Consider the following 23,734-nt stretch of genomic DNA (forward strand, 5'->3'; position numbering starts at 1 on the left):
TGCTGGGCGCACGCGCGCCGCCGCCACCTCGTCAGCCGCGCCGGAAGCGGAAGCCCTGCGTGACGTAGGGCAGTTCGATCACCCCATCGTGCTCGATCTCGGGGTGTCGGTCGAGCACCGCCTCGACGTCGCGAAGCGTCGCGGCCTGCTCGTCGGCGCTCCTCACGAGGAAGTAGCTGCGCGACCGCACCAGCGTCAACACACCCTCCCGGCTCAGCTTCTGGGACCACGGGACCTCGATCGTCTCGCCATCGTCGAACGGCGCGCCGATCGGATAGTCCTCGACCGCGGCCGGGCTATAGCTATCATTCGTGCCCATCGCGATGCCGAGTTCGGCGACCCACGCCACACGCTCGTCACGACTGTTCCAGACGAGACCGAGGGTACCGCCCGGCTTCAGCACGCGGCCGACTTCGGGTATGCCGCGGTCATGATCGACCCAGTGCCAGGCCTGAGCCACGGTTACCGCATCGACACTCTCATCGGGTAGGGGAATGCGCTCGGCCGTGCCGACCAGCGTCTCGATGCCGGAGGCGTGCGCCCGCAGCACGTCGAGCATCTCGGCACTCGGGTCAACGGCGACGACCTCACGGTCTTCGCGGCGCAGCAGTCTGGTGAATTTACCTGTTCCCGCGCCGATGTCGAGAACTCGGCGGGCGTCTGCGGGCACGAGCCAGTCAACGATCTCGGGCGGGTAGCCGGGGCGGGATTCCTCATAGACGTGGGCTGCCTGGCCGAAGCTGTTGGCGTGATCGTGACGGCTGCTGCGGTTCTCGTGGGCCACCAGATCATCATGACCGAGGTGGCCCGCGTTGACGAGCTGGGTTCGTCTGCGTGACGAAACGCGCGCCGCACTGATGGCCTCGTCACGCGGTCATGCGAACATGGGAGCGTGCCACTGGACTTCACCGCGATCGACTTTGAGACGGCGAACTCCTCCAGCGCCTCGGCGTGCAGCGTCGGCCTCGTGAAGGTGCGCGGCGGCCGTGTCGTCGACCGTGCGTACTGGCTGATCAAGCCGCCGGCTGGGCACGACGAATTCCTTGAGTGGAACATCCGGATCCACGGCATCCGCGCGACGGATGTCGTCGACGCGCTCGAGTGGGCCGAGCAGCTGCCCGACCTCGTGGCCTTCGCCGAGGAGGACGCGTTCGTCGCGCACAACGCCGGCTTCGACATGGGTGTCATCAGGCGTGCGTGCGAGGCGACCGGGCTTGAGGTGCCGATCGCCGAATATGTCTGCAGTCTGCAGGTGGCCCGGAAGACCTATCACCTCGACTCCTATCGTCTGCCGTCCGCAGCGATGGCCGCCGGCTTCGAGGATTTCGAGCATCACAACGCCGCTGCCGACGCCGAAGCCTGCGCGGCCATCATGGTGCACGCCGCGACGCGGCACGGAGTCGACGACGTGGTCGCGCTGGCGCGTGCGTGCGCGATCAAGGTGGGCCGGCTCGGAACCGCACGAGCGGCCGCCTGACGCGAGTCGCGAGCGTCGGTCCCCGCAATGTCGGTGGTCTCGGCAAGAGTGTGCCCATGGAACTCGTACTGCCCCTCCTCATCGGCCTCGTGGTCGGCGCTGCACTCGGCGTGCTCGGCGTACTCCTTGTGCGGGCGCGATCGGGTGCCCGCGGCGGCCGGTCGGCTGACGCGCTCGACAACCCGGCGGTCATGAGGGCTCAGCATGAGGCCGCGCTCGCGCAGCAGCGCTCCGAATCCGAGCGCGCTGTCGGCGAAGTGCGCGAGCAACTCGCCTCGGCGCTCGCGACCGCAGACGGGTTGCGCGACCAGGTGAGGGCGCTCGTCGAGCGGCAGCGCGAGCTCGCCGAGCAGCAGAAGGCCGAGCAGCGCGAGCGCGAGCAGCAGGCGCAGTCCGAGCACAGGGTGCTCGAGGCGCTCGCGCCGGTGAGCCGCAGCCTCGGCGAGATGCGCGAGAAGGTGGCGGTGCTCGAGCAGCAGCGGCAACTGCAGCACGGCCAGTTGAGCGAGCAGCTCAAGACCGCGGTCGAGTCGGAAGAGCGATTGCGCGCCACGGCTGAATCGCTCGCATCGGCTCTGCGCTCGAACAGCACGCGCGGGGTCTGGGGCGAGTCTCAGCTGCGCAGCGTTGTCGAGGCGGCCGGCCTGCTCGAGCGGGTCGACTTCGACACCCAGGCGAACATCACCGCGGATTCCGGGGCCCGGCGCCCCGACATGGTGGTGCATCTGCCCGGCGGCAAGAACATCGCCGTCGATGCCAAGGTGCCGTTCAACGCCTACCTCGAGGCGAGCGCCATTCCCTCGACCGCGGCCGGCGCCGACGGCGCGCGCCGCACGGAGCTGCTGAAGCTGCACGTCAAGGCCGTGCGCGAGCACATCACGACTCTGGCGACCAAGGGCTACTGGAGCGGTCTCGACAACGCGCCTGAGATGACGATCGCGTTCATCCCGAGTGAGTCACTGATCTCTTCCGCCCTTGAGACTGACCCAGGCCTGCTCGAATTCGCATTCGCCAAGCGCGTGGCGCTCGCGTCGCCCGTCACCCTGTGGTCGGTCCTCAAGACCGTTGCCTTCAGCTGGCAGCAAGACGTGCTGACGAACGAGGCGAAGACCCTGTTCGACCTGAGTCGTGAGCTCTACGCGCGCCTCACGAAGACCGCGGAGCACATCGACAAGCTCGGCCGCGCCATTACGACCACCGTGAACAGCTACAACGGCTTCATCGGCAGCCTCGAACGCCAGGTGCTGCCGACCGCACGCAAGATCGGCGCGCTGAACGAAGAGAAACTGCTCGCCGCGCCCGAGCCGATCGAACAGCCGACGCGTGGGCTCGCTGCACCAGAACTGGTCGCGGCGCTCGACTGACGCGGCTTTAGACTGACGAGCGTCAGGCCCGCTCACCAGACCCGATTCGCTCAGGAGACTCGATGCCCATCGCCACGCCCGACCAGTACGCCGAGATGCTCGACAAGGCCAAGAAGGGCGGCTTCGCCTACCCCGCCTTCAACGTCTCCTCCTCGCAGACGATCAATGCAGTGCTGCAGGGCCTTGCCGAGGCCGAATCCGACGGCATCATCCAGGTCACCACAGGCGGCGCCGACTACTTCGCCGGCCAGTCGGTCACGGCGCGCGCCACCGGAGCGCTCGCGATGGCCCGCTTCGCGACGGAGGTGGCCAAGTCGTACGGCATCACGGTCGCGTTGCACACCGACCACTGCCCGAAGCCCGCTCTTGAGAACTTCGTCCTCCCGCTCATCGCGGCGAGCGAAGAGCAGGTGCGCGCCGGCGGCGAGCCGATCTTCCAGTCGCACATGTGGGACGGGTCGGCGGTGCCACTCGACGAGAACCTCGAGATCGCCCAAGACATGTTGAGGCGCACCAAGGCGATCAACGCGATCCTCGAGGTCGAGATCGGCGTCGTCGGCGGCGAGGAAGACGGCGTCAAGCACGAGGGCACGAACGAGGCGCTCTATACGACCGTCGGTGACGTGACCAAGGCGGTCGAGGCCCTCGGTCTCGGCGAGAACGGCCGCTACATCGCGGCGCTCACGTTCGGCAACGTGCACGGCGTCTACAAGCCCGGCAACGTCAAGCTTCGCCCCGAGCTGCTCGGTGAGATCCAGGCGGGCATCGCCGAGAAGTTCGGCCACGGCCCCAAGCCTCTCGACCTCGTCTTCCACGGCGGCTCGGGCTCCTCCGCCGAAGAGATCGCCGAGGCCGTCAGCAACGGTGTCATCAAGATGAACATCGACACCGACACCCAGTACGCGTTCACCCGGTCGATCGCGGGCTACATGCTCTCCAATTACGACGGCGTGCTGAAAGTCGACGGCGAAGTCGGCGACAAGAAGCGCTACGACCCGCGGGCCTGGGGCAAGGTCGCGGAGTCCGACATGGCCAAGCGCGTCATCGAGGCGACGCAGCAGCTCGGGTCAGCGGGCAAGGCTCACCAGTAGCCGAACGGCACAGCACGGTCCGAGCGGCACAACACAGCCCGAACGGCACGCTGCATACAGTCCCGGGCGGCATATACGGTCCGGGCGGCAGGCACTGTCCGAAGGGCACAGAACAGCCCGAGGGGCACATCGTTTCCCGGAAACGGTGTGCCCCTCGGCGTAAGCGGTGCCCCTCGACGCGCTCGTGCGTTTCGACGTCGGCGCCGGAGCAGGTGGCGCCGGACCAGGCGGCGCCGGAGCAGGTGGCGCCGGATCAGGCGGTCGGCTGCCAGCGATAGACGTTCGTGTTGCGCTGCACGAAGCCGCTCGTGCGATAGAGGTGATTGGCCGCCTCGCGGTCCGGTCGCGAGGTGAGGTCAATGGTCCGCACATGGAAGCGCTCGTTCGCCTCGGTGATCAGATGGTTCAGCAGCAGGCGCGACAGGCCGTGCCCACGAGCACTCTCGTCGACGACGACGTCGTCGATGTGCGCACGGATTCCGGTCGGAATCGGGTACACGACGAGGCTCGCAACGGCGACGATGCGCCCGTCGAGCCTGGCGCCATAGAGGTGCGTCGCGTCGCTTGCGACGATCGCCTCAACGATGTCGCGGCTGTACACCGCGGTCGCGGACAGACCGGGCAGCAGCCGTTCGATGGTGTCGGCCAGTTCGTCACTGAACTCGATGATTTCGTCGATCGTGATGTCGGCCATGTGCTGAGGCTACCGAACGAGTCAGCTGGGGTTGCCGGTGCCGCCCGGTGTCGGCACGTTGTTGAGCAGCCCCGGGTTCTCGCCGACGGCGATCACCATCAGCGCGAGCACGAGCATCGTGGCGATGATGCCGGCGAGCAGCGGAATCCAGAACGCGATTCGGCCGCTGCGCATCGCGCGAAGCGACGCTGACAGCGCGATGAGCCACACGACCGAGTAGGCGACCGCGGTCGCGACCCAGATCCAGTTGGGGAACCCATTCAGCAGCTGCTCGTCGCTCGCGCTCAGCGTGGCAGCCGAGCGACGCACCAGCGCGCCGTCACCCACCGCGTTGGCGATCATGCTGATCACGTTGTACAGGCCGAAGCCGAGCAGGACGAGGGTCGCGAGCCGGTCCCACGGATTCACTCGGCGGGCAGGCGCACCCGCGATCGGCCGCTGCTCGTGGTAGGCGCGGAACTGAGGTGCGGGCGGCTGACCGATGCCGGGCCGGTACGCCCCCTGCTCGGGTTCCTGCGGCGAGGCATCCGTCTGCTCCGGCTCGAGCTGCCACTCGGCCGGCTGCTTGATCGCGGCACGCTGCTCTTCGGGGCTCGCGTACTCGCCATACTCCGGGCGAGGACGTCGCTCAGCGCCGTGATCGCTCATCGGGCCCTTCCGCCGAGCGCCCGCTCGTCGCGGTTGCCGGCCTGATCGGTGCGCAGCTCGCGCGGCAGTGAGAACATCAGGTCCTCTTCGGCGGTCTGCACGGTCTCGACATCGGAGTAACCGGCGCCCGCGAGATCTTCGAGCAGCTCCTGCACGAGAACTTCGGGCACGGATGCTCCGCTCGTCACCCCGACGGTGGCGGCGCCATCGAGCCACTCCTGGCGCACCTCGCTCGCGTAGTCGACGCGGTAGGCGGCCGCTGCTCCGTGCTCGAGGGCGACCTCGACGAGGCGCACCGAGTTCGACGAGTTCGCAGAGCCCACGACGATCACGACGTCGGCCTCCTGGGCGACCTTCTTGATGGCGACCTGGCGATTCTGGGTGGCGTAGCAGATGTCGTCACTGGGCGGGTCCTGCAGCGCTGGGAAACGCTCGCGCAAGCGCCGCACCGTCTCCATCGTCTCGTCGACCGACAGCGTCGTCTGCGAGAGCCACACGACCTTCTCGGGGTCGCGCACCACCACCGCATCGGCCTCATCGGGACCGTTCACGATGGTCACGTTGTCGGGAGCCTCACCAGCGGTGCCCTCGACCTCTTCGTGGCCGGTGTGGCCGATCAGCAGAATCTCGAAGTCGTCGCGGGCGAAGCGCACCGCCTCGCGGTGCACCTTGGTCACCAGCGGGCACGTGGCGTCGATGGCGCGCAGACCGCGGTCGGCGGCCGCCTGCACGACGGCCGGCGCGACTCCGTGCGCACTGAAAACGACGTGGGCACCCTCGGGGACCTCGTCGACCTCGTCGACGAACACGGCGCCCTGCTGCTCGAGAGTGGCGACGACGTGCTTGTTGTGCACGATCTGCTTGCGCACGTACACCGGTGAGCCGTAACGCTCGAGAGCTTTTTCCACAGCAACGACGGCACGGTCGACTCCTGCACAGTAGCCCCGCGGAGAGGCCAGCAGAACCCGCTTCGGCGAAGCCACCGGGATATCCTTGAGCCGCCCACCGGACCCCGCGATGCGGGGCATGCCGAGGCTGATGGAAGAGTCGCTCACGTGCCTCAGTCTAGGTCGGTGGTCGCACGCTAACTGGGAAGAGGACTTCATGGCAGACGCTCCCCCGACGCTCGAGGCGCCGTGGCCGGTCGGTCTGCTCGCGGCCAAGGTCAAGGAATACATCGACCGCCTCGGCACGGCGTGGGTCGAGGGCGAACTCACGCAGTGGAACGTCCGCAACGGGAACGTCTACGGCAAGCTCAAGGACCTGAACCAAGACGTCACGATCAGCATCAACATCTGGTCGTCAGTCGCCTCGCGCCTCACGCAGGAGTTCAAACAGGGTGACCGCGTCGTGGCCGCCGTGAAACCCGACTACTGGGTCAAGGGCGGCAGCCTGTCGATGGTCGTCTACGACCTGAGGCATGTCGGGCTCGGCGATCTGCTCGAGAGGCTCGAGAGGCTGCGGCGACAGCTCGCCGCCGAAGGGCTTTTCGACCCGAGTCGGAAGCAGCCGCTGCCGTTCCTCCCGCACCTCATCGGGCTCGTCACCGGTAAGGACTCGGATGCTGAGAAAGACGTCAAGCGCAACGCGCAACTGCGGTGGCCGGCCGTTCAGTTCCGTACCGTCTATGCGGCGGTGCAGGGCGATCGCTCTGCCTCCGAGGTCACCGCGGCCATTCAGCGACTCGACGCGGACCCTGAGGTCGACGTCATCATCGTGGCGCGCGGCGGGGGCGACTTCCAGAATCTGCTGCCGTTCAGCGACGAGACGCTGGTGCGCACCGCGGCGGCCACGCGCACGCCTCTCGTCTCCGCGATCGGCCATGAGAACGACCGGCCCCTGCTCGACGACGTCGCCGACCTGCGGGCGTCGACGCCGACAGACGCGGCCAAGCGAGTCGTTCCCGATGTCGCGGAAGAACTCGTCCGGGTGCAGCAGGCGCGAACACGCATGCAGGGCCGCGTCACTGCCCTCATCTCGCATGAGATCGATCGGATCGCCCAACTCCGCAGCCGACCCGCACTGCTGACCACGAGCTGGATCGTCGAGACCCGCTCCGAAGAGATCACCCGCTACGTCGCGCGAGGCGAAGAGCTGGCGGCGCGCGCTGTCGAGCGGGCCGAGACATCCGTTCGCGAACTCGCCGCGCGGCTGCGGGCGCTCTCGCCGCAGTCGACCCTCGACCGCGGCTATGCGATCGTGCAGGCCTCCGGCCACGTCCTGAAGCAGGCGGATGCTGCGCCCGAGGGCACTCCGCTCATCATCACCCTGGCCGACGGCACCCTCGATGCCCTCTCGGCCGGCACCCACGATCAGCACTGAGGAGCCGCTTAGAATGAACGCCGTGCCCACCCCGTCAGTGCCCGCGTCCGCGGGCCCCGCCGACGTCGCCGAGCTCAGCTATGAGCAGGCTCGCGACGAGCTCGTGAAGGTCGTCGCAGACCTCGAGCAGGGCAACGCCAGCCTCGAGCAGTCACTGCAGCTGTGGGAACGCGGCGAAGCGCTCGCGCGTCGCTGCGAGGAATGGCTCATCGGCGCGAAGGCGCGACTCGACGCCGCGCGACTCGGGCAGACAGGTGGCGACGAGGCCCAGTGAGCAACATCAAGCCGACCGGGCGCGTCGTCGCAGAGCTCGGTCGCCCCGAGACGGCGCACGAGACGGCCGCGCGCAAGGCCGAGTCGAGCCGCCTGCACCGCCAGCGTCAGACGGTGAACAACCTCGTCTACTCGCTGCTCGCGACGCTCGGCGTCGTCCTGATCATCGTGCTGATGGTGCCGCGCAGCAATCCCGGAACGGTCGGCAAGCCCGTCGACTGGAATTCGGTCGCGGCGCAGGGCGCGGGCGCCGAGCCCGCTCCCCTGCTGTCGCCCGAGCTGCCCAAGGGGTGGACCGCCAACGCGGCGGAGTTGCGTTCCGGCGCCTCCGACGGCATCGACGACTGGCATATCGGATTCATCTCTCCCTCACAGCAGTACGTGGGGCTCGACCAGGGCTTCAAGGCCAACGGCACGTGGGCCACCGATCAGCTCGACGACATCCGCGCGACGGGCTCGACCACGATCGACGGCGTGCACTGGGTCGTCTACGACAACCGCAACGGGCAATCGCAGAGCAGCGATGTGACCTACGGGCTCGTCGCTACCCACGGGGTGAGCACCGTCGTGCTGTCCGGCACGGCGAAAGTCGCCGAGTTCGACACCGTGGCGCGAGCACTTGCGCCGCAGCTGGGGGGAACCAAGCAATGACGTCAGCGACGCCGGATGAGGCGTGGCAGTCCCTGATCGCCGGCAACGCCCGCTTCATCGCCGGGGAGCCTGCGCACCCGCATCAAGACGTGCGACTGCGCGAGCAGCTCGTCGACGGCCAGTACCCGTCCGTCGCGATCTTCGGCTGCAGCGACTCGCGCCTCGCCGCCGAGATCATCTTCGATCTCGGCCTCGGCGACGCCTTCGTGATCCGCAACGCCGGCCAGGTGGCGTCGCCATCGGTTCTCGGCTCGCTGGAGTACGCCGTGGGCGTTCTTGAGGTGCCTCTGATCCTGGTACTTGGGCACGACTCGTGCGGCGCGGTCCGCGCGGCGATCGATTCGCAGGCGGCGGATGCCGCGGCGCTCACGCCCAACGTCGCGGGGCTCATCGCGCCTATCGTGCCCGCCGTCCGTCGCGTCGCGCGCGCACGACGTGACGAGCCACTCGACATCTCGCGGATCGACGCGGGCGAGGTCGGCCGGGAGCACCTGCGCGACACGATCACCGATCTGCTCACGGGCAGCGAGCTGATCAGCCGGAAGGTCGTCGACGGCTCGCTCGGAATCGTCGGCGCCAACTACCGGCTCCACGAGGGCAGGGCGGTGCCCGACGTGCTCCTCGGCCTGTCGTAGCCCACAACAGCCCGGGCCACCGAGCTGATCCACCACGCAATTCGAGACAGTAACTATTCAAGAGAGTGCACATCGAAGTGACCATCGAGACCGACGCCGACTACCGCATCGAACACGACACCATGGGCGAGGTGAGGGTCCCGCGCGACGCGCTCTACGCCGCGCAGACCCAGCGCGCTGTCGAGAACTTCCCGATCAGCGGCTCGCGCCTCGAGCCCGCGCAGATCGCAGCTCTCGCACGCATCAAGAAGGCCGCCGCACTGGCCAACAAGGACCTCGGCACCCTCGATGCCGCGATCGCCGATGCGATCGCATCCGCTGCCGATGAGGTGATCGCCGGTGACCACGACGGCGAGTTCCCGATCGACGTCTACCAGACGGGCTCGGGCACGTCGTCGAACATGAACATGAACGAGGTGCTCGCGACGCTCGCCACTCGCCGTCTCGGCAGCCCCGTGCACCCGAACGACCACGTGAACGCCTCCCAGTCGTCGAACGATGTCTTCCCGACATCCGTTCACATCGCCGTCACCAGCGCGCTCATCGACCAGCTCGTGCCGTCGCTCGATCATCTCGCGGTCGCGCTCGAGGCCAAGGCCGAGCTGTGGAAGGACGCGGTCAAGTCTGGCCGCACGCACCTGATGGACGCGACGCCCGTCACGCTCGGCCAGGAGTTCGGCGGCTACGCCGCGCAGATCCGCTACGGCATCGAGCGCGTTCGCGCGGCCCTTCCCCGCGTGGCCGAGGTCCCGCTCGGCGGCACCGCGGTCGGCACGGGTATCAACACGCCCGCAGGCTTCCCGCAGAAGGTGATCCAGCTCATCGTCGACGAGACCGAGCTGCCCATCACCGAGGCGCGCGATCACTTCGAGGCGCAGGCGAACCGCGATGCGCTGGTAGAGGCATCCGGCGCGCTGCGCACCATCGCCGTCTCGCTCACGAAGATCTCGAACGACCTGCGCTGGATGGGCTCGGGCCCGAACACGGGCCTCGGGGAACTGCACATCCCGGACCTGCAGCCGGGATCGTCGATCATGCCGGGCAAGGTGAACCCCGTGATCCCCGAGGCCACGCTGCAGGTCGCCTCGCGGGTGATCGGCAATGACGCCACCATCGCCTGGAGCGGCGCGTCCGGCGCGTTCGAGCTCAACGTTGCGATCCCCGTCATGGGATCGGCGCTGCTCGAGTCGATCCGGCTGCTCTCGAACGTGACGCGTGTGCTCGCCGACAAGACGGTCACGGGTCTTGAGGCCAACGTCGAGCGCGCCCGGGCGCTCGCCGAGTCGAGCCCATCGATCGTCACGCCGCTCAACAAGATCGTCGGCTACGAGGCCGCGGCGAAGATCGCGAAGTATTCGGTCGCCGAAGGTCTCACGATCCGCGAGGCGGTCATCAAGCTCGGCTACGTCGAGCGCGGCGAGATCACCGAGGCGCAGCTCGACGAGAAGCTCGACGTGCTGAGCATGACGCACCCCTAGGCTTGCGCGGTGCACGCCCCGTGGGCGTGCACGAGCAGGCATGCACGAGGGTCCCGGAGTTCTCTCCGGGACCCTCGGCGTCTATGGCCGCGCTACTCCAGCAGCTCCGTCACCAAGGCGGAGATCGCCGAGCGCTCGGAGCGCGTCAGCGTGATGTGCCCGAACAGCGGGTGGCCCTTGAGCGTCTCGATCACCGACGCGACGCCGTCGTGCCTGCCGACGCGCAGGTTGTCGCGCTGAGCGACGTCGTGCGTGAGCACCACCCGCGAGTTCTGACCGACGCGCGAGAGCACCGTGAGCAGCACGTTGCGCTCGAGCGACTGGGCCTCGTCGACGATCACGAACGCATCGTGCAGCGAGCGACCGCGGATGTGGGTGAGGGGCAGCACCTCGAGGATGCCGCGGTCCACGACCTCCTCCAGCACGTTGTCGGACACGAGCGCGCCGAGCGTGTCGAACACCGCCTGCCCCCACGGGTTCATCTTTTCCTGCTGGTCACCGGGCAGGTAACCGAGCTCCTGGCCGCCGACGGCGAACAGCGGGCGGAAGACCATGATCTTCTTGTGCTGCTGCCGCTCGAGCACCGCCTCGAGCCCGGCGCACAGCGCAAGCGCCGACTTGCCGGTTCCGGCGCGGCCGCCGAGCGACACGATGCCGATCTCGGGGTCGAGCAGCATGTCGATCGCAAGCCGCTGCTCGGCCGAACGGCCGTGCAACCCGAAGACATCCCGATCGCCGCGTACGAGGCGCAGGTCACCTTCCCCAGTGACCCGCCCCAGCGCGGACCCGCGGTCCGAGTGGATGATGAGACTCGTGTTGATGGGCAGCCCGGCCGCGGCATCCGTCTCGAGGGTCTCGCGGTCGTACAGCTCGGCCATCTGATCGGCGCTGAGGTCGATGTCGGCGAGGCCCGTGTAGCCCGAATCGACCGCGAGCTCAGCGCGGTACTCCTCGGCGGCGAGACCGATCGACGACGCCTTGACCCGCATCGGCAGGTCCTTAGATACGACGGTGACATCGAGTCCGTCGTTCGACAGGTTCATCGCGACCGCGAGGATCCGCGCGTCGTTGTCACCGAGCTGCATGCCCGACGGAAGCACCGTCATGTTCGAGTGGTTGAGCTCGACGCGAAGGCTGCCCCCCTCTCCTACAGCCACCGGAAAGTCGAGGCGGCCGTTCTCGACGCGCAGATCGTCGAGATGCCTGAGCGCCTGCCGCGCGAAATACCCGATCTCAGGATCGTTCCGCTTGCCCTCGAGTTCGCTGATCACCACAACCGGGATCACAACGGAATGCTCGGCGAAGCGGAAGATCGCTCGCGGATCCGACAAGAGAACCGACGTATCGAGAACGTAGGTCCTCTCGGTCTGACGCGTCTGGCTCGGCAATTCCCCCTTCGTGTTCGAAACCGGCTGATTGGTCGAAACTGAAGCCACAACCACTCCCGTCCGGCGCGGAAAGCCCGCGCGCGGTGTGCTGGTCAAACGAAGTGGCCGCAAGGGTCGCGAAGTGAACTTACGTGGCCACTCCGACCGGGCGCCGTGCCCGATGCCGTATAAGTTACGACGCTGTAATTCGATCCGCTAGTCCCACGCCGTGACGAATAGATGAACGCGATCGGATGCGGCGGGCGGCGACCAGCGCACCGACCCGTTCAGTACCCGTTCGAGTACGAAGTGAAGGCGCCCCGGAGCATCGCGAGCGTGTCCTCGGTGGTGCCGGCGTGCACGCTGATCCGCACATGGGAGCCACGGGCGCGCGTCGTCACGCCGTGGTTGTGCAGACTCGCGGTCAGACGCGTGAGCGTGTCGGGCTCGGGCTCGATCACGACGATTCCTGCGCGCTCGTTGGCGGCGCGCGACGAGGCGACCGGAATGCCGTACTCGTCGGCGAGGTCGATGACACGCTCGGCGAGTTCCGAGACCGCCGCGGAGATCTCGGGAACGCCGACGCGGGCGATCTCCTCGAGGGCGGTCGCGAAGCAAGCCTGCGCGACGCGGTCGGGGTTCGAGACCGTGAAGGCGTGGGCCGACCGCGAGTACGGGGGCACCGCGTCCCACGGCTCGACGACGTCAGTGCCGGTCCACCCCGTGAACACCGGGGTGATCTCCGCGAGCGCGCGGTCGGACAGGGCGAGGAACCCTGTTCCCCACCCGGCGCGAACCCATTTCTGTCCACCAGTCGCGACGACATCGGCGACCTCGTACGGCGCGTCGACGACCCCGAAGCCCTGGATCGCGTCGACGATGAGCAGCCGGTCACCGATCACCTGGCGAATGCCGTCGAGGTCGGCGACGTACCCCGTGCGCGAATCGACCAGCGAGACCGCGACCGCGGTGACGGCATCCGTCAACTGATCGCGGATGCCCGCGGGAGTGACCTTTCCGTCATCGGTCTCGAGCCAGACGGGCGTCACGACATGCAATGCGTCGGCCGCGCGCTGCACGGCCACCGGCAGGCTCGGGAACTCGGCCGGCGAGACGAGCACGTCACCGGTCACGCCGAACAGTGCGTGCATGAGCCCCTGGGACGTCGACGGCTGGAACACGATCTGGTCGGCCGGGAAGCGGGTGAGTGCGGATGCTGCGGCGCGCACCCGAGCGTCCTCGTGGGCGAGCTGCGCGAGCGAGCCGAACCGTGCCCGCGCGAACAGCTCGGCATGACCCGTGAGCTCCTGCTGCACGGCGTGCGAGATCGGGCCGACGCCCGCGTAGTCGAGGTAGCCGGGCTCCTCGACGAAGCCCGCGCGGTACTCGGCAATCGACTCACTCACAAGAACCTCCCAAGCAATGCTACTGATCGCCCGAAGGCTCGACGTCAGCCGCCGTAGCGGCGCTGCCGACGGGTGAAGTCGCGCAGTGCGCGCAGGAAGTCGACTTCGCGCAGGTCAGGGCCGAGCGCCTCGACGAAGTAGAACTCGCTGTGCGCGCTCTGCCAGAGCATGAAATCGGAGAGGCGCTGCTCGCCCGAGGTGCGGATCACCAGGTCGGGGTCAGGCTGGCCGCCGGTGTACAGGTGCTGCCCGATCAGCTCGGGCGTGAGCGTCTCGGCAAGGTCCTCGAGCGAGCGCCCCGCGGCATGATGCTCCGCGACGATGGAGCGCATCGCATCCGTGATCTCGGTGCGACCGCCGTACCCGACCGCAAGGTTGATGTGCATTCCGGTGCCGTCTCTGCTCGCCTGCTCGGCTGTGGCGAGCGCCTCGACGAGCTCGCCGGGCAGCCCCGCGCTCGACCCGACGTGCTGCACGCGCCAGTCGCGATGGCTCGACACATCGAGCGCGAGCCCCCCGATGATCTTCATCAGGGCCGCGAGCTCGGCGTTTTCGCGACTGGTGAGGTTGTCTGCGGACAGCAGGTAGAGCGTGACGACACGGATGCCGAGCTGATCGCACCATTCGAGGAACTCGATCATCTTCGCGGCACCCGCGCGGTGGCCGTGCTCGGCGGTCGTGTAGCCGAGCTGCCTGGCCCACCGGCGATTCCCGTCGATGATCATCGCGACGTGGTGCGGCAACGCGTCGGCGCCGGCTTCCGTCAGGGCCCGGCGCAGCCGCTTCTGGTAAAGCCCGTACAGCAGCCCTCGACCCGGGGTATGCCGTCGTTCGCTCACAGGGTCAACTTACCGAAGTCGACAACGGCGGCGCGGCTCCCGCGGGTGGGCGGCTGCGGATAGGCACAGGGCTCAGGCTCTCGGGAGGGTCGCCGCCTACGCTTTCGGGATGTCGATCGCAGCGCCGCTCCCCCAGTCCGCCGCCGTCGAGATCAAGCCGCTCTGGCGAGGCTGGATCCACGCGGCCACGACGCCCGTGACCATCGCGGCCGGCATCGTGCTGATCTGCCTCGCGCATGGCGCCGCCGCGACGACCGGCGCCGCCATCTTCATGGCGACGTCGATACTGCTCTTCGGCAACTCGGCCCTGTACCACCGCTTCAATTGGGCGCCCGGGGTGAAGCTGACGCTCAAGCGCGTCGATCACGCGAACATCTTCCTGCTCATCGCGGGCACGTACACCCCCGTCGCGCTCACGATGCTGCCGCTCCGGTGGCAGGGCACCACGGTGCTCGCCGTCGTCTGGGCCGGCGCCATTGCCGGAGCCCTGTTCCGGGTGTTCTGGATCAACGCGCCGCGCTGGCTGTACGTGCCGCTGTATCTCGTGCTCGGCTGGGCCGGCATCGCCGTGTGCGCCGCAGCGGGCTTCAACCCGTTCGTGACCAGCGAGGCGGTTGCCGCAGGAATCCTGATCGCCGCGGGCGGCCTGATGTACACGCTCGGAGCCATCGTCTACGGCACGAAGTGGCCCGGCCACGCCGCCCGGCGCTTCGGCTTCCACGAGGTCTTCCACGCATTCACCGCCGCATCGTTCGCGTGCCACTGGGCCGCGATGCTCGTGCTGGCCCTGCACCCGACGTTCAACGCCTAGAGCGGATGCCTTGAGCCGACGCCGTCGTGGCACGGAGCCTCAGCAACGCTGAGCCTCAGCGACGCGGGGTTCAGGAACGCGGGTGCTCGTGCTCGCTGCGCTCTTCCGCGTCGAGCTTCTCGTTGACCTCGGCGCGGTAGCGCACGCGGCGAATGCGGCGGGTCATGTCGACGAGCAGCAGCGCGACGACGATGCCCACGCCGAAGATCGCGCCGAAGCCCCACGGGCCCGGCGTCGTGACATCCGCCGAGGGGATGCTCGGACTCGGCGACGGCGTCGGAGCGGCGGCGGCCAGCGCGATGAGGGCGGCGCCGATGCTCACGCGATCGCCCCCTCGGAAATCCCGGCGAACAGGTCGGTCTCAGGTGTCACTGCGGGAACTCTCGATTCGATGAGCTGGTAGTCGTCAGTGGGCCACGCGGCACGCACGACATCGTTCGGCCAGAAGAAGAACGGGCTGTCGGGTGCGACCTGGCTCGCATGCGAACGTAGCGCAGCATCCTTAGCGTCCAGATGTGAGCCGACGTCGACCTTGGTGGTCGCGAGGTACGGCGTCTCAGTGAGGAAGCGCTTCATCTTCTCGAACTCGGCGATCAGCGGCGACTCGGGATAGGTCTCGAGCAGCCGGTCGTAGATCGCACGGGCCTTCTGCGAGCTGAACAGCCGGTCGTAGTAGTACTTCGACACCTGCCACGGCTCGCCCGCTGCCGGGGAGCGCGAAGCGTCCGCCGCGGCGTCGACCGCGAATCTCGTCACGTCGTGGCTGCGGATGTGGTCGGGGTGCGGGTAGCCGCCCTGCTCGTCGTAACTGATGATGACGTGCGGGCGGAACTCGCGGATCAGCTTCACGAGTGGCTCGGCCGAGATCTCGAGCGGGATCAGCGCGAAGCAGTTGGCGGGCAGGGCCTCGCCCTCCTCGGGCATTCCCGAGTCGTAGTAGCCGAGCCAGCGATGATCGAACCCGATGATCTGGCGCGCGGCCTCCATCTCGAGCCGGCGCAGTCCCGCGAGGTCGCGGTGCGCGAGCGGCACGTCTTCGATCGCGGGGTTGAGGATGCTGCCGCGCTGGCCCCCGGTGCAGCTGACCACCATCACCTCGGCGCCCGTCTGCAGGTAGTAGGCGTAGGTCGCCGCTCCCTTGCTGGACTCGTCGTCGGGGTGCGCATGCACCGCCATCAAGCGCTTGGCCACAGCCGGGGAACACCTCTCGCCTCGGGGTACGGAAACGGCTCAGAAACGAGCCCTAATCTTGAACAGACTACTTCGAAGGAGACCCATGCCTGCTGGCAGCCCCACCCTCGCCGGCCGTTACGGCGAGACCGCCCAGCGGCACACCCGCAACCGGTGGTTGCTGATCGGAATGGGCGTCTTCATCGCGGTCGTGATGATCATGTGGGCGATCTGGGGCTCCGGCCTCGGGTCGAAGGCCTCGCAACTGCAGTTCACCGACACGGCGAACAACCCGATCGACGCGCATCACATCACGGTGAGCTTCTCGGTCGACGCACCGGCGCACACCGCGGTCGACTGCGCGGTGGAGGCGCAGAACATCAACTTCACCGTCGTCGGCTACGACGTGATCCACCTCAAGCCCACGGCGGAAACGCACCAGGTGATAACAAAATCCCTGATCACGTACGAGCCGGCAGTAGAAGGCTCGCTAGACAAGTGCTGGTTGCCGTAAGATAGGTCGATAACGCCCTGACGGTCATCGTCGGGGCGTGACCTTATTCCCCAACGAGACGGCGTCACAGCCGCCGTCGAAGCAAGGAGCAACCATGTCCCAGGAGACGACGGTCACCTTCCTGACCCAGGAGGCTTTCGACCGGCTGAACGACGAGCTCACCTACCTGGAGACGACCGGTCGCACCGAGATCGCCAAGCGTATCGAGGCCGCCCGCGAAGAAGGCGACCTGAAGGAGAACGGCGGCTACCACGCCGCCAAGGACCAGCAGGGCGTTCAGGAAGCGCGCATCGTCACACTCAAGAGCCTGCTCGCGCACTCCAAGGTCGGCGCCGCGCCCGAGAGCAACGGCATCGTCGAACCCGGCACCCTCGTGACCGCCGTGATCGCCGGCGAGGAAGACACCTTCGTCGTCGGCAACCGCGAGATCGCGAAGGACAGCGACTACTCGGTCTACAGCGAGCAAAGCCCCATCGGCTCGGCCATTCTCGGCCTGAAGATCGGCGACAAGACCCACTACACCGCGCCGAACGGCAAGGAGATCGCGGTCGAGGTCACCGACGTGCAGACCTGGACCGGCCAGTAGCGTCCGCCGCTGAACGCGACAACCCCCTGGTTGTCGCGCGGCGTCCGCCGAGCGAGCTGTGCTCGCGGGGGTGATGGCCTATTCGGCCTGCTCGACGATGGGCTCGTAACCGGCCCCTCGCAGGTGCGCAAGAACCTCTGCCCGGTGCTCGGGACCACGCGTCTCGACCGAGATCTCAAGGGCCACCTGGCTGATCTGCAGACCGTTGTGGTGCCGCGTGTGCAGCACCTCGACGACGTTCGCCCCGACCTCGGCCAGGATCTGCGAGATCGTCGCGAGCTGCCCGGGCCGGTCCGGCAGCATGATGCGGACCGTGAGATAGCGGGCGGATGCCTCGAGCCCGTGCGCGATGACGCGTTGCATGAGCAAGGGGTCGATATTGCCGCCGGAGAGAATCGCGACGGTCGGGCCGGTCGCCCACACTTTGCCTGCGAGGATCGCCGCGACGCCGGCGGCACCCGCCGGCTCGACGACGAGCTTCGCCCGCTCGAGCAGCACGAGGATCGCGCGCGCCAGGTCGTCTTCGCTGATCGTCACGACCTCATCGACGTATTCGCGCACGATCGGGAAGTTGAGATCGCCAGGGCGTGAGACGGCAATGCCGTCGGCGATGGTCGGCTCGAGATCGACCGTGACCTGATGACCGGCTGCAAGCGATGGCGGGTAGGCGGCGGCGTTCTCGGCTTGGACGCCGATGACGCGGATGCTTCGGCCCGAGGCATCCGCCCGCAGCTTCACCGCCTTCGCGACACCCGCGATCAGACCGCCGCCACCGATCGGCACGACGACCGTCTCGACATCGGGCAGCTGATCGACGATCTCGAGCCCGAGGGTCGCCTGGCCGGTGATGACGTCCTCGTGCGAGTACGGGGGGATAAACACGGCACCGGTCTTGACCGTGAACTCCTGCGCGGCAGCGAGGGTCTCGCTGAAGTTGGTGCCCTCGAGCACCGTCTGCGCGCCGTACGCGCGCGTCGCCTGCAGCTTGGGCAGCGCGACGCCGACGGGCATGAAGATGGTGGCGGCGATGCCGAGACGTTGGGCGGCCAGTGCGACGCCCTGCGCATGATTGCCCGCCGACGCGGCGACGACCCCGCGCGCGCGCTCGTCCGCCGTGAGGCGGCTCAGCCGGTTGTACGCGCCGCGGATCTTGTACGAACCCGTGCGCTGCAGGTTCTCGGCCTTGAGCCAGACCGGCGCGCCGAGAAGGGCGCCGAGATACGCGCTCGGGTCCATCGGGGTGGACTGAATGACCTCGGCGACGACCTCGCGCGCCTCTTCGATCTGCGCCAGCGTCGGGCCGAGGTACACGGGTTCTGACGGGTCGGGCGCGGAGGTCATTCAATCAGTCTAAGCGGCCTCGAGAGCCGCCCTCCCGGTCGTACAGCAGTCCGTTGTGCCGCGACCGCTCGTAGGGCACGACCCGCCACAGTGAGGCGCCGAGGCGCGGCGCGATGCCCGGATCAGGGCCCGATTTCCAGGACTCGAGCGTGATGAAGCCGATCATTGCGTTGAGCACCGCAGCGAACGGCACGGCGAACATCGCGCCGGTGATGCCGGCGAGCAGTGAGCCCGCGGCGACGACCAGGACCACCGCGAGCGGATGCACCTTCACCGCACTTCCCATGATCAGCGGCTGCAGCACATGGCTCTCGACCTGCTGCACGAACAGCACGATCGCGAGCATGATCAGCGCGAACCAGATGCCCTTGTAGACCAGAGCGATGAACACGGCGAGCGCACCCGTCACGACAGCCCCGACAATGGGGATGAACGAGCCGAGGAAGACGAGCACTCCGATCGGCACGGCGAGCGGCAGGCCGAGGAAGAACGCGCCGAAGCCGATGCCGAGCGCATCGATCGATGCCACGAGGATCTGCACGCGCACGAAGCTCTGCAGCGTGGCCCAGCCGGCCCGGCCTGCGCCGTCGGCGGCGGCGCGCGCCCTCTTCGGGAACACGCTCACGACCCACCGCCAGATGGACGCGCCGTCGATGAGGATGAACAAGGTGCTGAACAGCATCAGCAACAGCCCCGTCGCGAAGTGGCCGAGCGTCGATCCGACCGACAGCGCCCCGTTGATGAGCACCTGGCTGTCGGTATGGAAGGCATTGGTGATCTCGGTCAGGTAGCCCGAGATCTGATGGCTCGTCATGTTGAATGGCGGCCCGAGCAGCCACTCGCGGGCCGACTCCACCGCCGTCATCGTCTGACGCCGCAGCGTGCCCGACTCGACGCGCACCTGCTGCCCCGCGACGTACAGCAGGCCGCCGACGATGATCAGGGTGAGCGCCATGCAGACGAGGATCGCGATCGCGCGCGGCACCTTGTGCCGCACCAGCAGCTCTTTGAACGGCACGAGCAGTGCGGAGAGCAGGATCGCGAGCATGACCGGGATCACGATGAGCCGCAGCTGCGCGACGACGTAGATGAGAACGGCGATCGCCGCGCCGATGAGCAGCAGGCGCCACGACCACGCGGATGCCAGCACCACGCCCCGGGGAAGGGACTCGTCGACCCGTTGCGCCTCGGTCTGCTCGCGCGGAGCCGCGACCCGGCCGAATCGCGAGAGGAACGCGGCCTTGCGCGCTGGGGGCCGGTCGTCAGGCATGGCCCGAGTCTAGGGTTTTGCGCCGACGTGATGTCAGCGGTTCGGGATACCGTCGAATGGATGGTTCAGACACTCAGCGCGGCCGCGGCGCGACGCATCGCCCTTGCGGCTCAGGGCTTCGGCAGGCCCCTTCCGGCGCGAGTCGGCACGCGCCAGCTCAACGGCCTGTTCGACCGCCTCGGCCTGCTCCAGATCGACTCCGTCAACGTGTTCGAGCGCTCCCACTATCTGCCGGGGTTCGCGCGGCTAGGGGCCTACGAGAAGACGCTGCTCGATCGCCTCGTGTTCCGGCCTGGCACGCCGACGTCAGGCACGGGCTACACCGAGGCGTGGGCACATGAGGCGGCGTTCATCCCCGTGCGCGACTACCCGCTCCTTCGATTCCGGCGCGAGCGCTACGCCGAGAAGTACCTCGCCGGGGAGGACAGCTGGGGTCTCACCGCCGGCTCGTCGACGATCGCGTGGCTGCTCACTGAGCTCGCCGAGAAGGGGCCTCTCGCCGCGAGCGAGATCGAGCACGACGCGAACGCGCGGCGCGGGCCGTGGTGGGGGTGGTCCGAGGTCAAGCAGGCGCTCGAGATCATGTTCCGCTCGGGGCAGCTCGCGACAGCCGGCCGCACGCGATTCGAGCGGCGCTACGCCCTCGCCGACCAGGTGCTCCCGGCATCCGTTCTCGGCCGTGAGGTGCCGCGCCCCGAGGCCGTGCTTGAACTCGTTCGGAAATCAGTGCGCGCGCTCGGAATCGGCACGCTCTCCGACATCGCCGACTACTACCGGCTCTACACGGCCGAAACCAAAATCGCACTAGATGAACTCGTCGCCGCAGGCGAGGTGGAACGGGTCCACGTGGCGGGGTGGGGCAATCCCGATCAGAGCGACCGGGTGCGGCCTCTCGCCGCTTACGTGCAGGCCGGGGTCCGGGTCCCACGCGCTGTGTCGGGCGCGGCGCTGCTGTCGCCCTTCGACCCGCTCGCGTGGGAACGGGCGCGCCTGTTGCGCATGTTCGGCATGCACTACCGCATCGAGATCTACACGCCGGCGCCGAAGCGCACGTTCGGCTACTACGTTCTGCCGGTGCTCGTCGACGACGCCGTAGTGGGTCGCGTCGACCTGAAGAGCGACCGCCAGGCGGGTGTGCTGCGGGTGCAGGCCGCCTGGGCCGAAGAAACCGTCGATCGCGGCCTCGTCGCAGGGCGACTCGCACCCCTGCTCCGCGCGACGGCCGAGTGGCAGGGCCTCGGCGACGTCGCCGTCGTCGGCCGAGGCAACCTGGCACCTGAGCTCGCACGGCACGCCTAGGGTCGTTCAGGCAGACTTGAGCACAATGCCCCTCTGCGAATCCACTGCCAAGATGCATCCGCATCAGATCGACGTCACCACGGCCGACGTCAGGCGACTGCTCGGCCAGCAGTTCCCGGAATGGGCCGAGCTGCCCATCGAGCCGGTGCCCTCCTACGGCACGACCAACGCGATGTTCCGGGTGGGCGACGACATGGTCGCACGGCTGCCGTTCATTCCCGGCGACGGGGTCGACGTGCGAGCAGAGGCCGCGACCCTCGAGCGGTTGCACGGGCGGCTGCCGACCGCGATCCCCCGTGTCTGCGCCGTCGGCGAGCCGGCCACGCCGTACCCGTACTCGTGGTCGGTGCTGAGCTGGGTCCCGGGCGAGATGCCGGTTCCCGAACACCTTCGGGACCCTGAGGGCTTCGTCGACGATCTCGTCGGATTCCTGGAGAGGCTGCGGGCACTCGCGACGGGCGCCGCGCCCCGGGCGCAACGCAGCGGCCCGCTCGCACCGCTCGCCGAACCGGTCGCCGGCGCGATCGACGAACTCGGCGACGACTTCGACCTGCCGCTCCTGCACGCACTCTGGCATGACGCGCTCGCGGCACCCGCGTGGCACGGCTCCCCGGTGTGGGTGCATGCCGACCTGCTGCCCAGCAACCTGCTCGTCGATGAGCAGGGGCGCTTGTGCGGCGTCCTCGACTGGGCCGCGGCTGGTTGGGGCGAGCCGTCCTGCGAGTTGCTCGCCGCGTGGAACGTCTTCCCCGCCGCGGCGCGCGAGGTGTTCCGCGACCGGCTCGACGTCGATGACGCGCAGTGGCGCCGCGGCCGCGGGTGGGCGGTGGCGCAGGCTGCACTCGCTCTGCCGTACTACCGGAACACGAATCCTGGCATGGTCGAGATGGCCACCAGGGCGCTGCGAGCCCTCGAACAGGAATCCGTCTAGCCCGCTCGACCCCAACGCCGGCTACGCGACCGGCTCAGAAACCCTGGCCGATCTTCTCCAGGCGAGCGATGCGGTCGGGGATCGGCGGGTGTGTCGAGAAGAGCCGCGAGGTGAGCGACGGCTTGAGCGGGTCGGCGATCCACAGATGCGCCATCGAACTGTTCTGCTTGCGCATGGGCCGGGAGTAGTCACCGAGCTTCTGCAGCGCAGACTCGAGGCCTTGGGGGAAGCGCGTGATCTCGGCGCTCGTCGCGTCAGCGAGGTATTCGCGCTGACGCGAGATCGCGGCCTGCACGAGCGCCGCGATGATGGGCGCGAGAACGATCGCGACCAGGCCGAGGATCAGCATGATCGGATTCCCGCCGCCACCGCCCTGGTTGTCATTGCCGCGACGGTTGTTGTTGCCGCCCGCGACAGCACCCCAGAACGTCATGCGGATGAAGATGTCGGCGATGAATCCGATCGCGACGACGAGGCCGAACACGATCGTCGACACCCGGATGTCGTAATTCCGCACGTGCCCGACCTCATGCGCCATCACGGCCATCAGCTCGGTCGGGTCCATGATCTCGAGCAGCCCCGTCGTCGCGGCAACAACGGCGTGGTCGGGATCGCGGCCGGTCGCGAACGCGTTCGGCGCCGGGTCGTTGACGATGTAGATCTTCGGCATGGGCATGCCGGTCGAGATGCAGATGTTCTCGACCGTCTGCCACAGCACGGGGTGATCGGATTTCTGCTGCACCTGCACCGCACCGGCCATCGCCACCGCCTGCGCCCCCGCAGTGAAGTACTGCAGCACGGCGTACGCGAGCGCGATGACCATCGCGACGATGGCGATCGTCCAGCTTCCACCCGTGAGGTAGCTGATGACGTAAGCGACGACGCCGACGAGAACGAGGAAGAACAGGACGAAGAAGACGGTGTTGCGCTTGTTCCGGGCTATCGCGCGGTACATGGACTAATCGCCTCGAGAATCGGGGCCGGCGTTCAGAACTGGACGCGCGGCGGCTCGGAGATCGCCGCGGCGTCGGGGACCTCGAAGAACTCGCGTGCGGTGTAGTGCAGCCGCCCCGCGACAAGGTTGGAGGGGAACTGCTTGATCTTCGTGTTGTACTCGCGCACGCCGCCGTTGTAGAACCGACGCGCAGCCTGGATCTTGTCTTCGGTGTCGACGAGATCGGACTGCAGGCGGAGGAAGTTCTGGCTCGCCTGCAGCTGCGGGTACGCCTCGGCGACGGCGAAGATGCTCTTGAGCGCCGACTGGAAGTGGCTTTCCGCGACCGACGCCTCACCTGGGCTCTGGGCGGAGACCGTCTCGGCTCGCGCCTTGGTCACGTCCTCGAAGACCCCGCGCTCGTGAGACGCGTAGCCCCTCACTGTCTCGATCAGATTCGGGATCAGGTCGGCTCGTCGTTTGAGCTGCACCGTGATGTCGCTCCACGCCTCATCGACCCGCACGTTCAGCTGGATCAACGAGTTGTACATCGCCCAGTAGACGATGCCGATGATCACGAGGATCACGACGACGACGATGAGCGGGATGAGCCAGGCAAGCATGGCGAGAAGC

The 23,734-nt window shown here is 68.0% G+C and carries 26 protein-coding genes; 13 read left to right on the plus strand and 13 right to left on the minus strand.

The genetic code is table 11. From position 1 onward, the window contains the following. Window positions 1-31: 31 nt before the first annotated feature. Window positions 32-784 carry a class I SAM-dependent methyltransferase gene (locus ACFOYW_RS00960; RefSeq protein ID WP_390226694.1) on the minus strand — a complete coding sequence of 251 codons (753 nt, stop codon included), beginning with the start codon at window positions 782-784 and terminating at the stop codon, window positions 32-34. A gap of 108 nt (window positions 785-892) precedes the next feature. On the opposite strand from ACFOYW_RS00960, the gene ACFOYW_RS00965 reads away from it, so the two are divergent. From ACFOYW_RS00965 to fbaA, 3 genes are all read left to right on the plus strand, one after another. Then, on the plus strand, window positions 893-1,477 hold the full coding sequence (locus tag ACFOYW_RS00965; protein WP_390226696.1) for an exonuclease domain-containing protein: 585 nt from the start codon (window positions 893-895) through the stop codon (window positions 1,475-1,477). A gap of 56 nt (window positions 1,478-1,533) precedes the next feature. Next, a complete protein-coding gene (rmuC, locus tag ACFOYW_RS00970) occupies window positions 1,534-2,841 on the plus strand; it encodes a DNA recombination protein RmuC (RefSeq protein WP_390226698.1) in 1,308 nt (435 codons plus the stop codon). A gap of 62 nt (window positions 2,842-2,903) precedes the next feature. Beyond that, window positions 2,904-3,932: a class II fructose-bisphosphate aldolase gene (gene fbaA, locus ACFOYW_RS00975; RefSeq protein ID WP_390226699.1), complete on the plus strand. Its 1,029-nt coding sequence runs from the start codon at window positions 2,904-2,906 to the stop codon at window positions 3,930-3,932. Between the two features lie 253 nt (window positions 3,933-4,185). Here fbaA and ACFOYW_RS00980 read toward each other — a convergent pair whose 3' ends face one another. From ACFOYW_RS00980 to ACFOYW_RS00990, 3 genes are read right to left on the minus strand one after another with little or no spacing between them, the layout of a single operon-like run. Beyond that, on the minus strand, window positions 4,186-4,626 hold the full coding sequence (locus ACFOYW_RS00980) for a GNAT family N-acetyltransferase (protein WP_390226701.1): 441 nt from the start codon (window positions 4,624-4,626) through the stop codon (window positions 4,186-4,188). Window positions 4,627-4,647: 21 nt separating this feature from the next. Then, the gene (locus tag ACFOYW_RS00985) at window positions 4,648-5,274 is read right to left on the minus strand and encodes a DUF6264 family protein (protein WP_390226703.1); all 627 of its coding nucleotides are present in this window, start codon (window positions 5,272-5,274) and stop codon (window positions 4,648-4,650) included. Further along, window positions 5,271-6,302: a 4-hydroxy-3-methylbut-2-enyl diphosphate reductase gene (locus ACFOYW_RS00990; RefSeq protein WP_390227350.1), complete on the minus strand. Its 1,032-nt coding sequence runs from the start codon at window positions 6,300-6,302 to the stop codon at window positions 5,271-5,273. The genes ACFOYW_RS00985 and ACFOYW_RS00990 overlap by 4 nt, the downstream gene beginning before the upstream one ends. A 76-nt stretch (window positions 6,303-6,378) precedes the next feature. Here ACFOYW_RS00990 and xseA point away from each other — a divergent pair, with 76 nt between their 5' ends. From xseA to ACFOYW_RS01015, 5 genes are all read left to right on the plus strand, one after another. After that, window positions 6,379-7,596 carry an exodeoxyribonuclease VII large subunit gene (xseA, locus tag ACFOYW_RS00995; RefSeq protein ID WP_390226704.1) on the plus strand — a complete coding sequence of 406 codons (1,218 nt, stop codon included), beginning with the start codon at window positions 6,379-6,381 and terminating at the stop codon, window positions 7,594-7,596. Between the two features lie 22 nt (window positions 7,597-7,618). Next, window positions 7,619-7,870 (plus strand): exodeoxyribonuclease VII small subunit, encoded by a 252-nt coding sequence (locus ACFOYW_RS01000; protein ID WP_390226705.1) that lies wholly within the window; start codon window positions 7,619-7,621, stop codon window positions 7,868-7,870. Next, the gene (locus tag ACFOYW_RS01005) at window positions 7,867-8,520 is read left to right on the plus strand and encodes a DUF4245 domain-containing protein (RefSeq protein WP_390226706.1); all 654 of its coding nucleotides are present in this window, start codon (window positions 7,867-7,869) and stop codon (window positions 8,518-8,520) included. The genes ACFOYW_RS01000 and ACFOYW_RS01005 overlap by 4 nt, the downstream gene beginning before the upstream one ends. After that, window positions 8,517-9,155: a carbonic anhydrase gene (locus tag ACFOYW_RS01010; RefSeq protein ID WP_390226707.1), complete on the plus strand. Its 639-nt coding sequence runs from the start codon at window positions 8,517-8,519 to the stop codon at window positions 9,153-9,155. The genes ACFOYW_RS01005 and ACFOYW_RS01010 overlap by 4 nt, the downstream gene beginning before the upstream one ends. Before the next feature lie 77 nt (window positions 9,156-9,232). Next, on the plus strand, window positions 9,233-10,633 hold the full coding sequence (locus tag ACFOYW_RS01015) for a class II fumarate hydratase (protein ID WP_390226709.1): 1,401 nt from the start codon (window positions 9,233-9,235) through the stop codon (window positions 10,631-10,633). A gap of 92 nt (window positions 10,634-10,725) precedes the next feature. Here ACFOYW_RS01015 and ACFOYW_RS01020 read toward each other — a convergent pair whose 3' ends face one another. From ACFOYW_RS01020 to ACFOYW_RS01030, 3 genes are all read right to left on the minus strand, one after another. Beyond that, entirely contained in the window at window positions 10,726-12,021 is a 1,296-nt protein-coding gene (locus tag ACFOYW_RS01020; RefSeq protein WP_390227351.1) for a PhoH family protein, read from the minus strand. 266 nt (window positions 12,022-12,287) lie between these two features. Then, the gene (locus ACFOYW_RS01025) at window positions 12,288-13,406 is read right to left on the minus strand and encodes an aminotransferase class V-fold PLP-dependent enzyme (RefSeq protein WP_390226710.1); all 1,119 of its coding nucleotides are present in this window, start codon (window positions 13,404-13,406) and stop codon (window positions 12,288-12,290) included. A 44-nt stretch (window positions 13,407-13,450) separates the two neighbouring features. Continuing rightward, the gene (locus tag ACFOYW_RS01030; RefSeq protein WP_390226711.1) at window positions 13,451-14,245 is read right to left on the minus strand and encodes an isoprenyl transferase; all 795 of its coding nucleotides are present in this window, start codon (window positions 14,243-14,245) and stop codon (window positions 13,451-13,453) included. Window positions 14,246-14,354: 109 nt separating this feature from the next. Here ACFOYW_RS01030 and trhA point away from each other — a divergent pair, with 109 nt between their 5' ends. Next, window positions 14,355-15,056 (plus strand): PAQR family membrane homeostasis protein TrhA, encoded by a 702-nt coding sequence (gene trhA / locus ACFOYW_RS01035; protein ID WP_390226712.1) that lies wholly within the window; start codon window positions 14,355-14,357, stop codon window positions 15,054-15,056. A gap of 70 nt (window positions 15,057-15,126) precedes the next feature. Here the strand turns inward: trhA and ACFOYW_RS01040 are convergent, their stop codons facing one another. Together ACFOYW_RS01040 and mca are read right to left on the minus strand one after the other, a co-directional pair. Beyond that, window positions 15,127-15,378, minus strand: coding sequence for a hypothetical protein (locus ACFOYW_RS01040; RefSeq protein ID WP_390226713.1), 252 nt, complete (start codon window positions 15,376-15,378; stop codon window positions 15,127-15,129). After that, on the minus strand, window positions 15,375-16,247 hold the full coding sequence (mca, locus tag ACFOYW_RS01045; protein WP_390226714.1) for a mycothiol conjugate amidase Mca: 873 nt from the start codon (window positions 16,245-16,247) through the stop codon (window positions 15,375-15,377). The genes ACFOYW_RS01040 and mca overlap by 4 nt, the downstream gene beginning before the upstream one ends. 85 nt (window positions 16,248-16,332) lie before the next feature. Here mca and ACFOYW_RS01050 point away from each other — a divergent pair, with 85 nt between their 5' ends. Together ACFOYW_RS01050 and greA are read left to right on the plus strand one after the other, a co-directional pair. Next, on the plus strand, window positions 16,333-16,740 hold the full coding sequence (locus tag ACFOYW_RS01050; protein WP_390226715.1) for a DUF4307 domain-containing protein: 408 nt from the start codon (window positions 16,333-16,335) through the stop codon (window positions 16,738-16,740). Window positions 16,741-16,834: 94 nt separating this feature from the next. Further along, window positions 16,835-17,326: a transcription elongation factor GreA gene (gene greA, locus ACFOYW_RS01055; protein ID WP_390226717.1), complete on the plus strand. Its 492-nt coding sequence runs from the start codon at window positions 16,835-16,837 to the stop codon at window positions 17,324-17,326. 78 nt (window positions 17,327-17,404) lie between these two features. Here greA and ilvA read toward each other — a convergent pair whose 3' ends face one another. Both ilvA and ACFOYW_RS01065 read right to left on the minus strand, forming a co-directional pair. Then, a complete protein-coding gene (ilvA, locus tag ACFOYW_RS01060) occupies window positions 17,405-18,667 on the minus strand; it encodes a threonine ammonia-lyase (protein WP_390226718.1) in 1,263 nt (420 codons plus the stop codon). A gap of 4 nt (window positions 18,668-18,671) precedes the next feature. Continuing rightward, entirely contained in the window at window positions 18,672-19,937 is a 1,266-nt protein-coding gene (locus ACFOYW_RS01065; protein WP_390226719.1) for an AI-2E family transporter, read from the minus strand. 60 nt (window positions 19,938-19,997) lie between these two features. Here ACFOYW_RS01065 and ACFOYW_RS01070 point away from each other — a divergent pair, with 60 nt between their 5' ends. Both ACFOYW_RS01070 and ACFOYW_RS01075 read left to right on the plus strand, forming a co-directional pair. Continuing rightward, a complete protein-coding gene (locus ACFOYW_RS01070) occupies window positions 19,998-21,236 on the plus strand; it encodes a winged helix-turn-helix domain-containing protein (RefSeq protein WP_390226720.1) in 1,239 nt (412 codons plus the stop codon). Window positions 21,237-21,288: 52 nt separating this feature from the next. Next, entirely contained in the window at window positions 21,289-22,167 is an 879-nt protein-coding gene (locus ACFOYW_RS01075) for an aminoglycoside phosphotransferase family protein (protein ID WP_390226721.1), read from the plus strand. A gap of 34 nt (window positions 22,168-22,201) precedes the next feature. Here the strand turns inward: ACFOYW_RS01075 and ACFOYW_RS01080 are convergent, their stop codons facing one another. Both ACFOYW_RS01080 and ACFOYW_RS01085 read right to left on the minus strand, forming a co-directional pair. Further along, the gene (locus tag ACFOYW_RS01080) at window positions 22,202-23,122 is read right to left on the minus strand and encodes a M48 family metalloprotease (protein WP_390226722.1); all 921 of its coding nucleotides are present in this window, start codon (window positions 23,120-23,122) and stop codon (window positions 22,202-22,204) included. A 32-nt stretch (window positions 23,123-23,154) separates the two neighbouring features. Continuing rightward, a complete protein-coding gene (locus ACFOYW_RS01085; protein ID WP_390226723.1) occupies window positions 23,155-23,724 on the minus strand; it encodes a LemA family protein in 570 nt (189 codons plus the stop codon). Between the last annotated feature and the right edge of the window lie 10 nt (window positions 23,725-23,734).

Source organism: Gryllotalpicola reticulitermitis (assembly GCF_042651345.1).
GTDB classification, from domain to species: Bacteria; Actinomycetota; Actinomycetes; order Actinomycetales; family Microbacteriaceae; genus Gryllotalpicola; species Gryllotalpicola reticulitermitis.

Excerpts from the sequence above, each read along its gene's own strand:
- trhA (WP_390226712.1), top strand. The coding sequence starts at position 14,355 with ATGTCGATCGCAGCGCCGCTCCCCCAGTCCGCCGCCGTCGAGATCAAG.
- ACFOYW_RS00990 (WP_390227350.1), bottom strand. The coding sequence starts at position 6,302 with ATGCCCCGCATCGCGGGGTCCGGTGGGCGGCTCAAGGATATCCCGGTG.
- ACFOYW_RS01010 (WP_390226707.1), top strand. The coding sequence starts at position 8,517 with ATGACGTCAGCGACGCCGGATGAGGCGTGGCAGTCCCTGATCGCCGGC.
- ilvA (WP_390226718.1), bottom strand. The coding sequence starts at position 18,667 with ATGACCTCCGCGCCCGACCCGTCAGAACCCGTGTACCTCGGCCCGACG.
- ACFOYW_RS00985 (WP_390226703.1), bottom strand. The coding sequence starts at position 5,274 with ATGAGCGATCACGGCGCTGAGCGACGTCCTCGCCCGGAGTATGGCGAG.
- rmuC (WP_390226698.1), top strand. The coding sequence starts at position 1,534 with ATGGAACTCGTACTGCCCCTCCTCATCGGCCTCGTGGTCGGCGCTGCA.
- ACFOYW_RS01085 (WP_390226723.1), bottom strand. The coding sequence starts at position 23,724 with ATGCTTGCCTGGCTCATCCCGCTCATCGTCGTCGTCGTGATCCTCGTG.
- ACFOYW_RS01050 (WP_390226715.1), top strand. The coding sequence starts at position 16,333 with ATGCCTGCTGGCAGCCCCACCCTCGCCGGCCGTTACGGCGAGACCGCC.
- ACFOYW_RS01065 (WP_390226719.1), bottom strand. The coding sequence starts at position 19,937 with ATGCCTGACGACCGGCCCCCAGCGCGCAAGGCCGCGTTCCTCTCGCGA.
- fbaA (WP_390226699.1), top strand. The coding sequence starts at position 2,904 with ATGCCCATCGCCACGCCCGACCAGTACGCCGAGATGCTCGACAAGGCC.
- ACFOYW_RS01080 (WP_390226722.1), bottom strand. The coding sequence starts at position 23,122 with ATGTACCGCGCGATAGCCCGGAACAAGCGCAACACCGTCTTCTTCGTC.
- greA (WP_390226717.1), top strand. The coding sequence starts at position 16,835 with ATGTCCCAGGAGACGACGGTCACCTTCCTGACCCAGGAGGCTTTCGAC.
- ACFOYW_RS00980 (WP_390226701.1), bottom strand. The coding sequence starts at position 4,626 with ATGGCCGACATCACGATCGACGAAATCATCGAGTTCAGTGACGAACTG.
- ACFOYW_RS01070 (WP_390226720.1), top strand. The coding sequence starts at position 19,998 with ATGGTTCAGACACTCAGCGCGGCCGCGGCGCGACGCATCGCCCTTGCG.
- xseA (WP_390226704.1), top strand. The coding sequence starts at position 6,379 with ATGGCAGACGCTCCCCCGACGCTCGAGGCGCCGTGGCCGGTCGGTCTG.
- ACFOYW_RS01075 (WP_390226721.1), top strand. The coding sequence starts at position 21,289 with ATGCATCCGCATCAGATCGACGTCACCACGGCCGACGTCAGGCGACTG.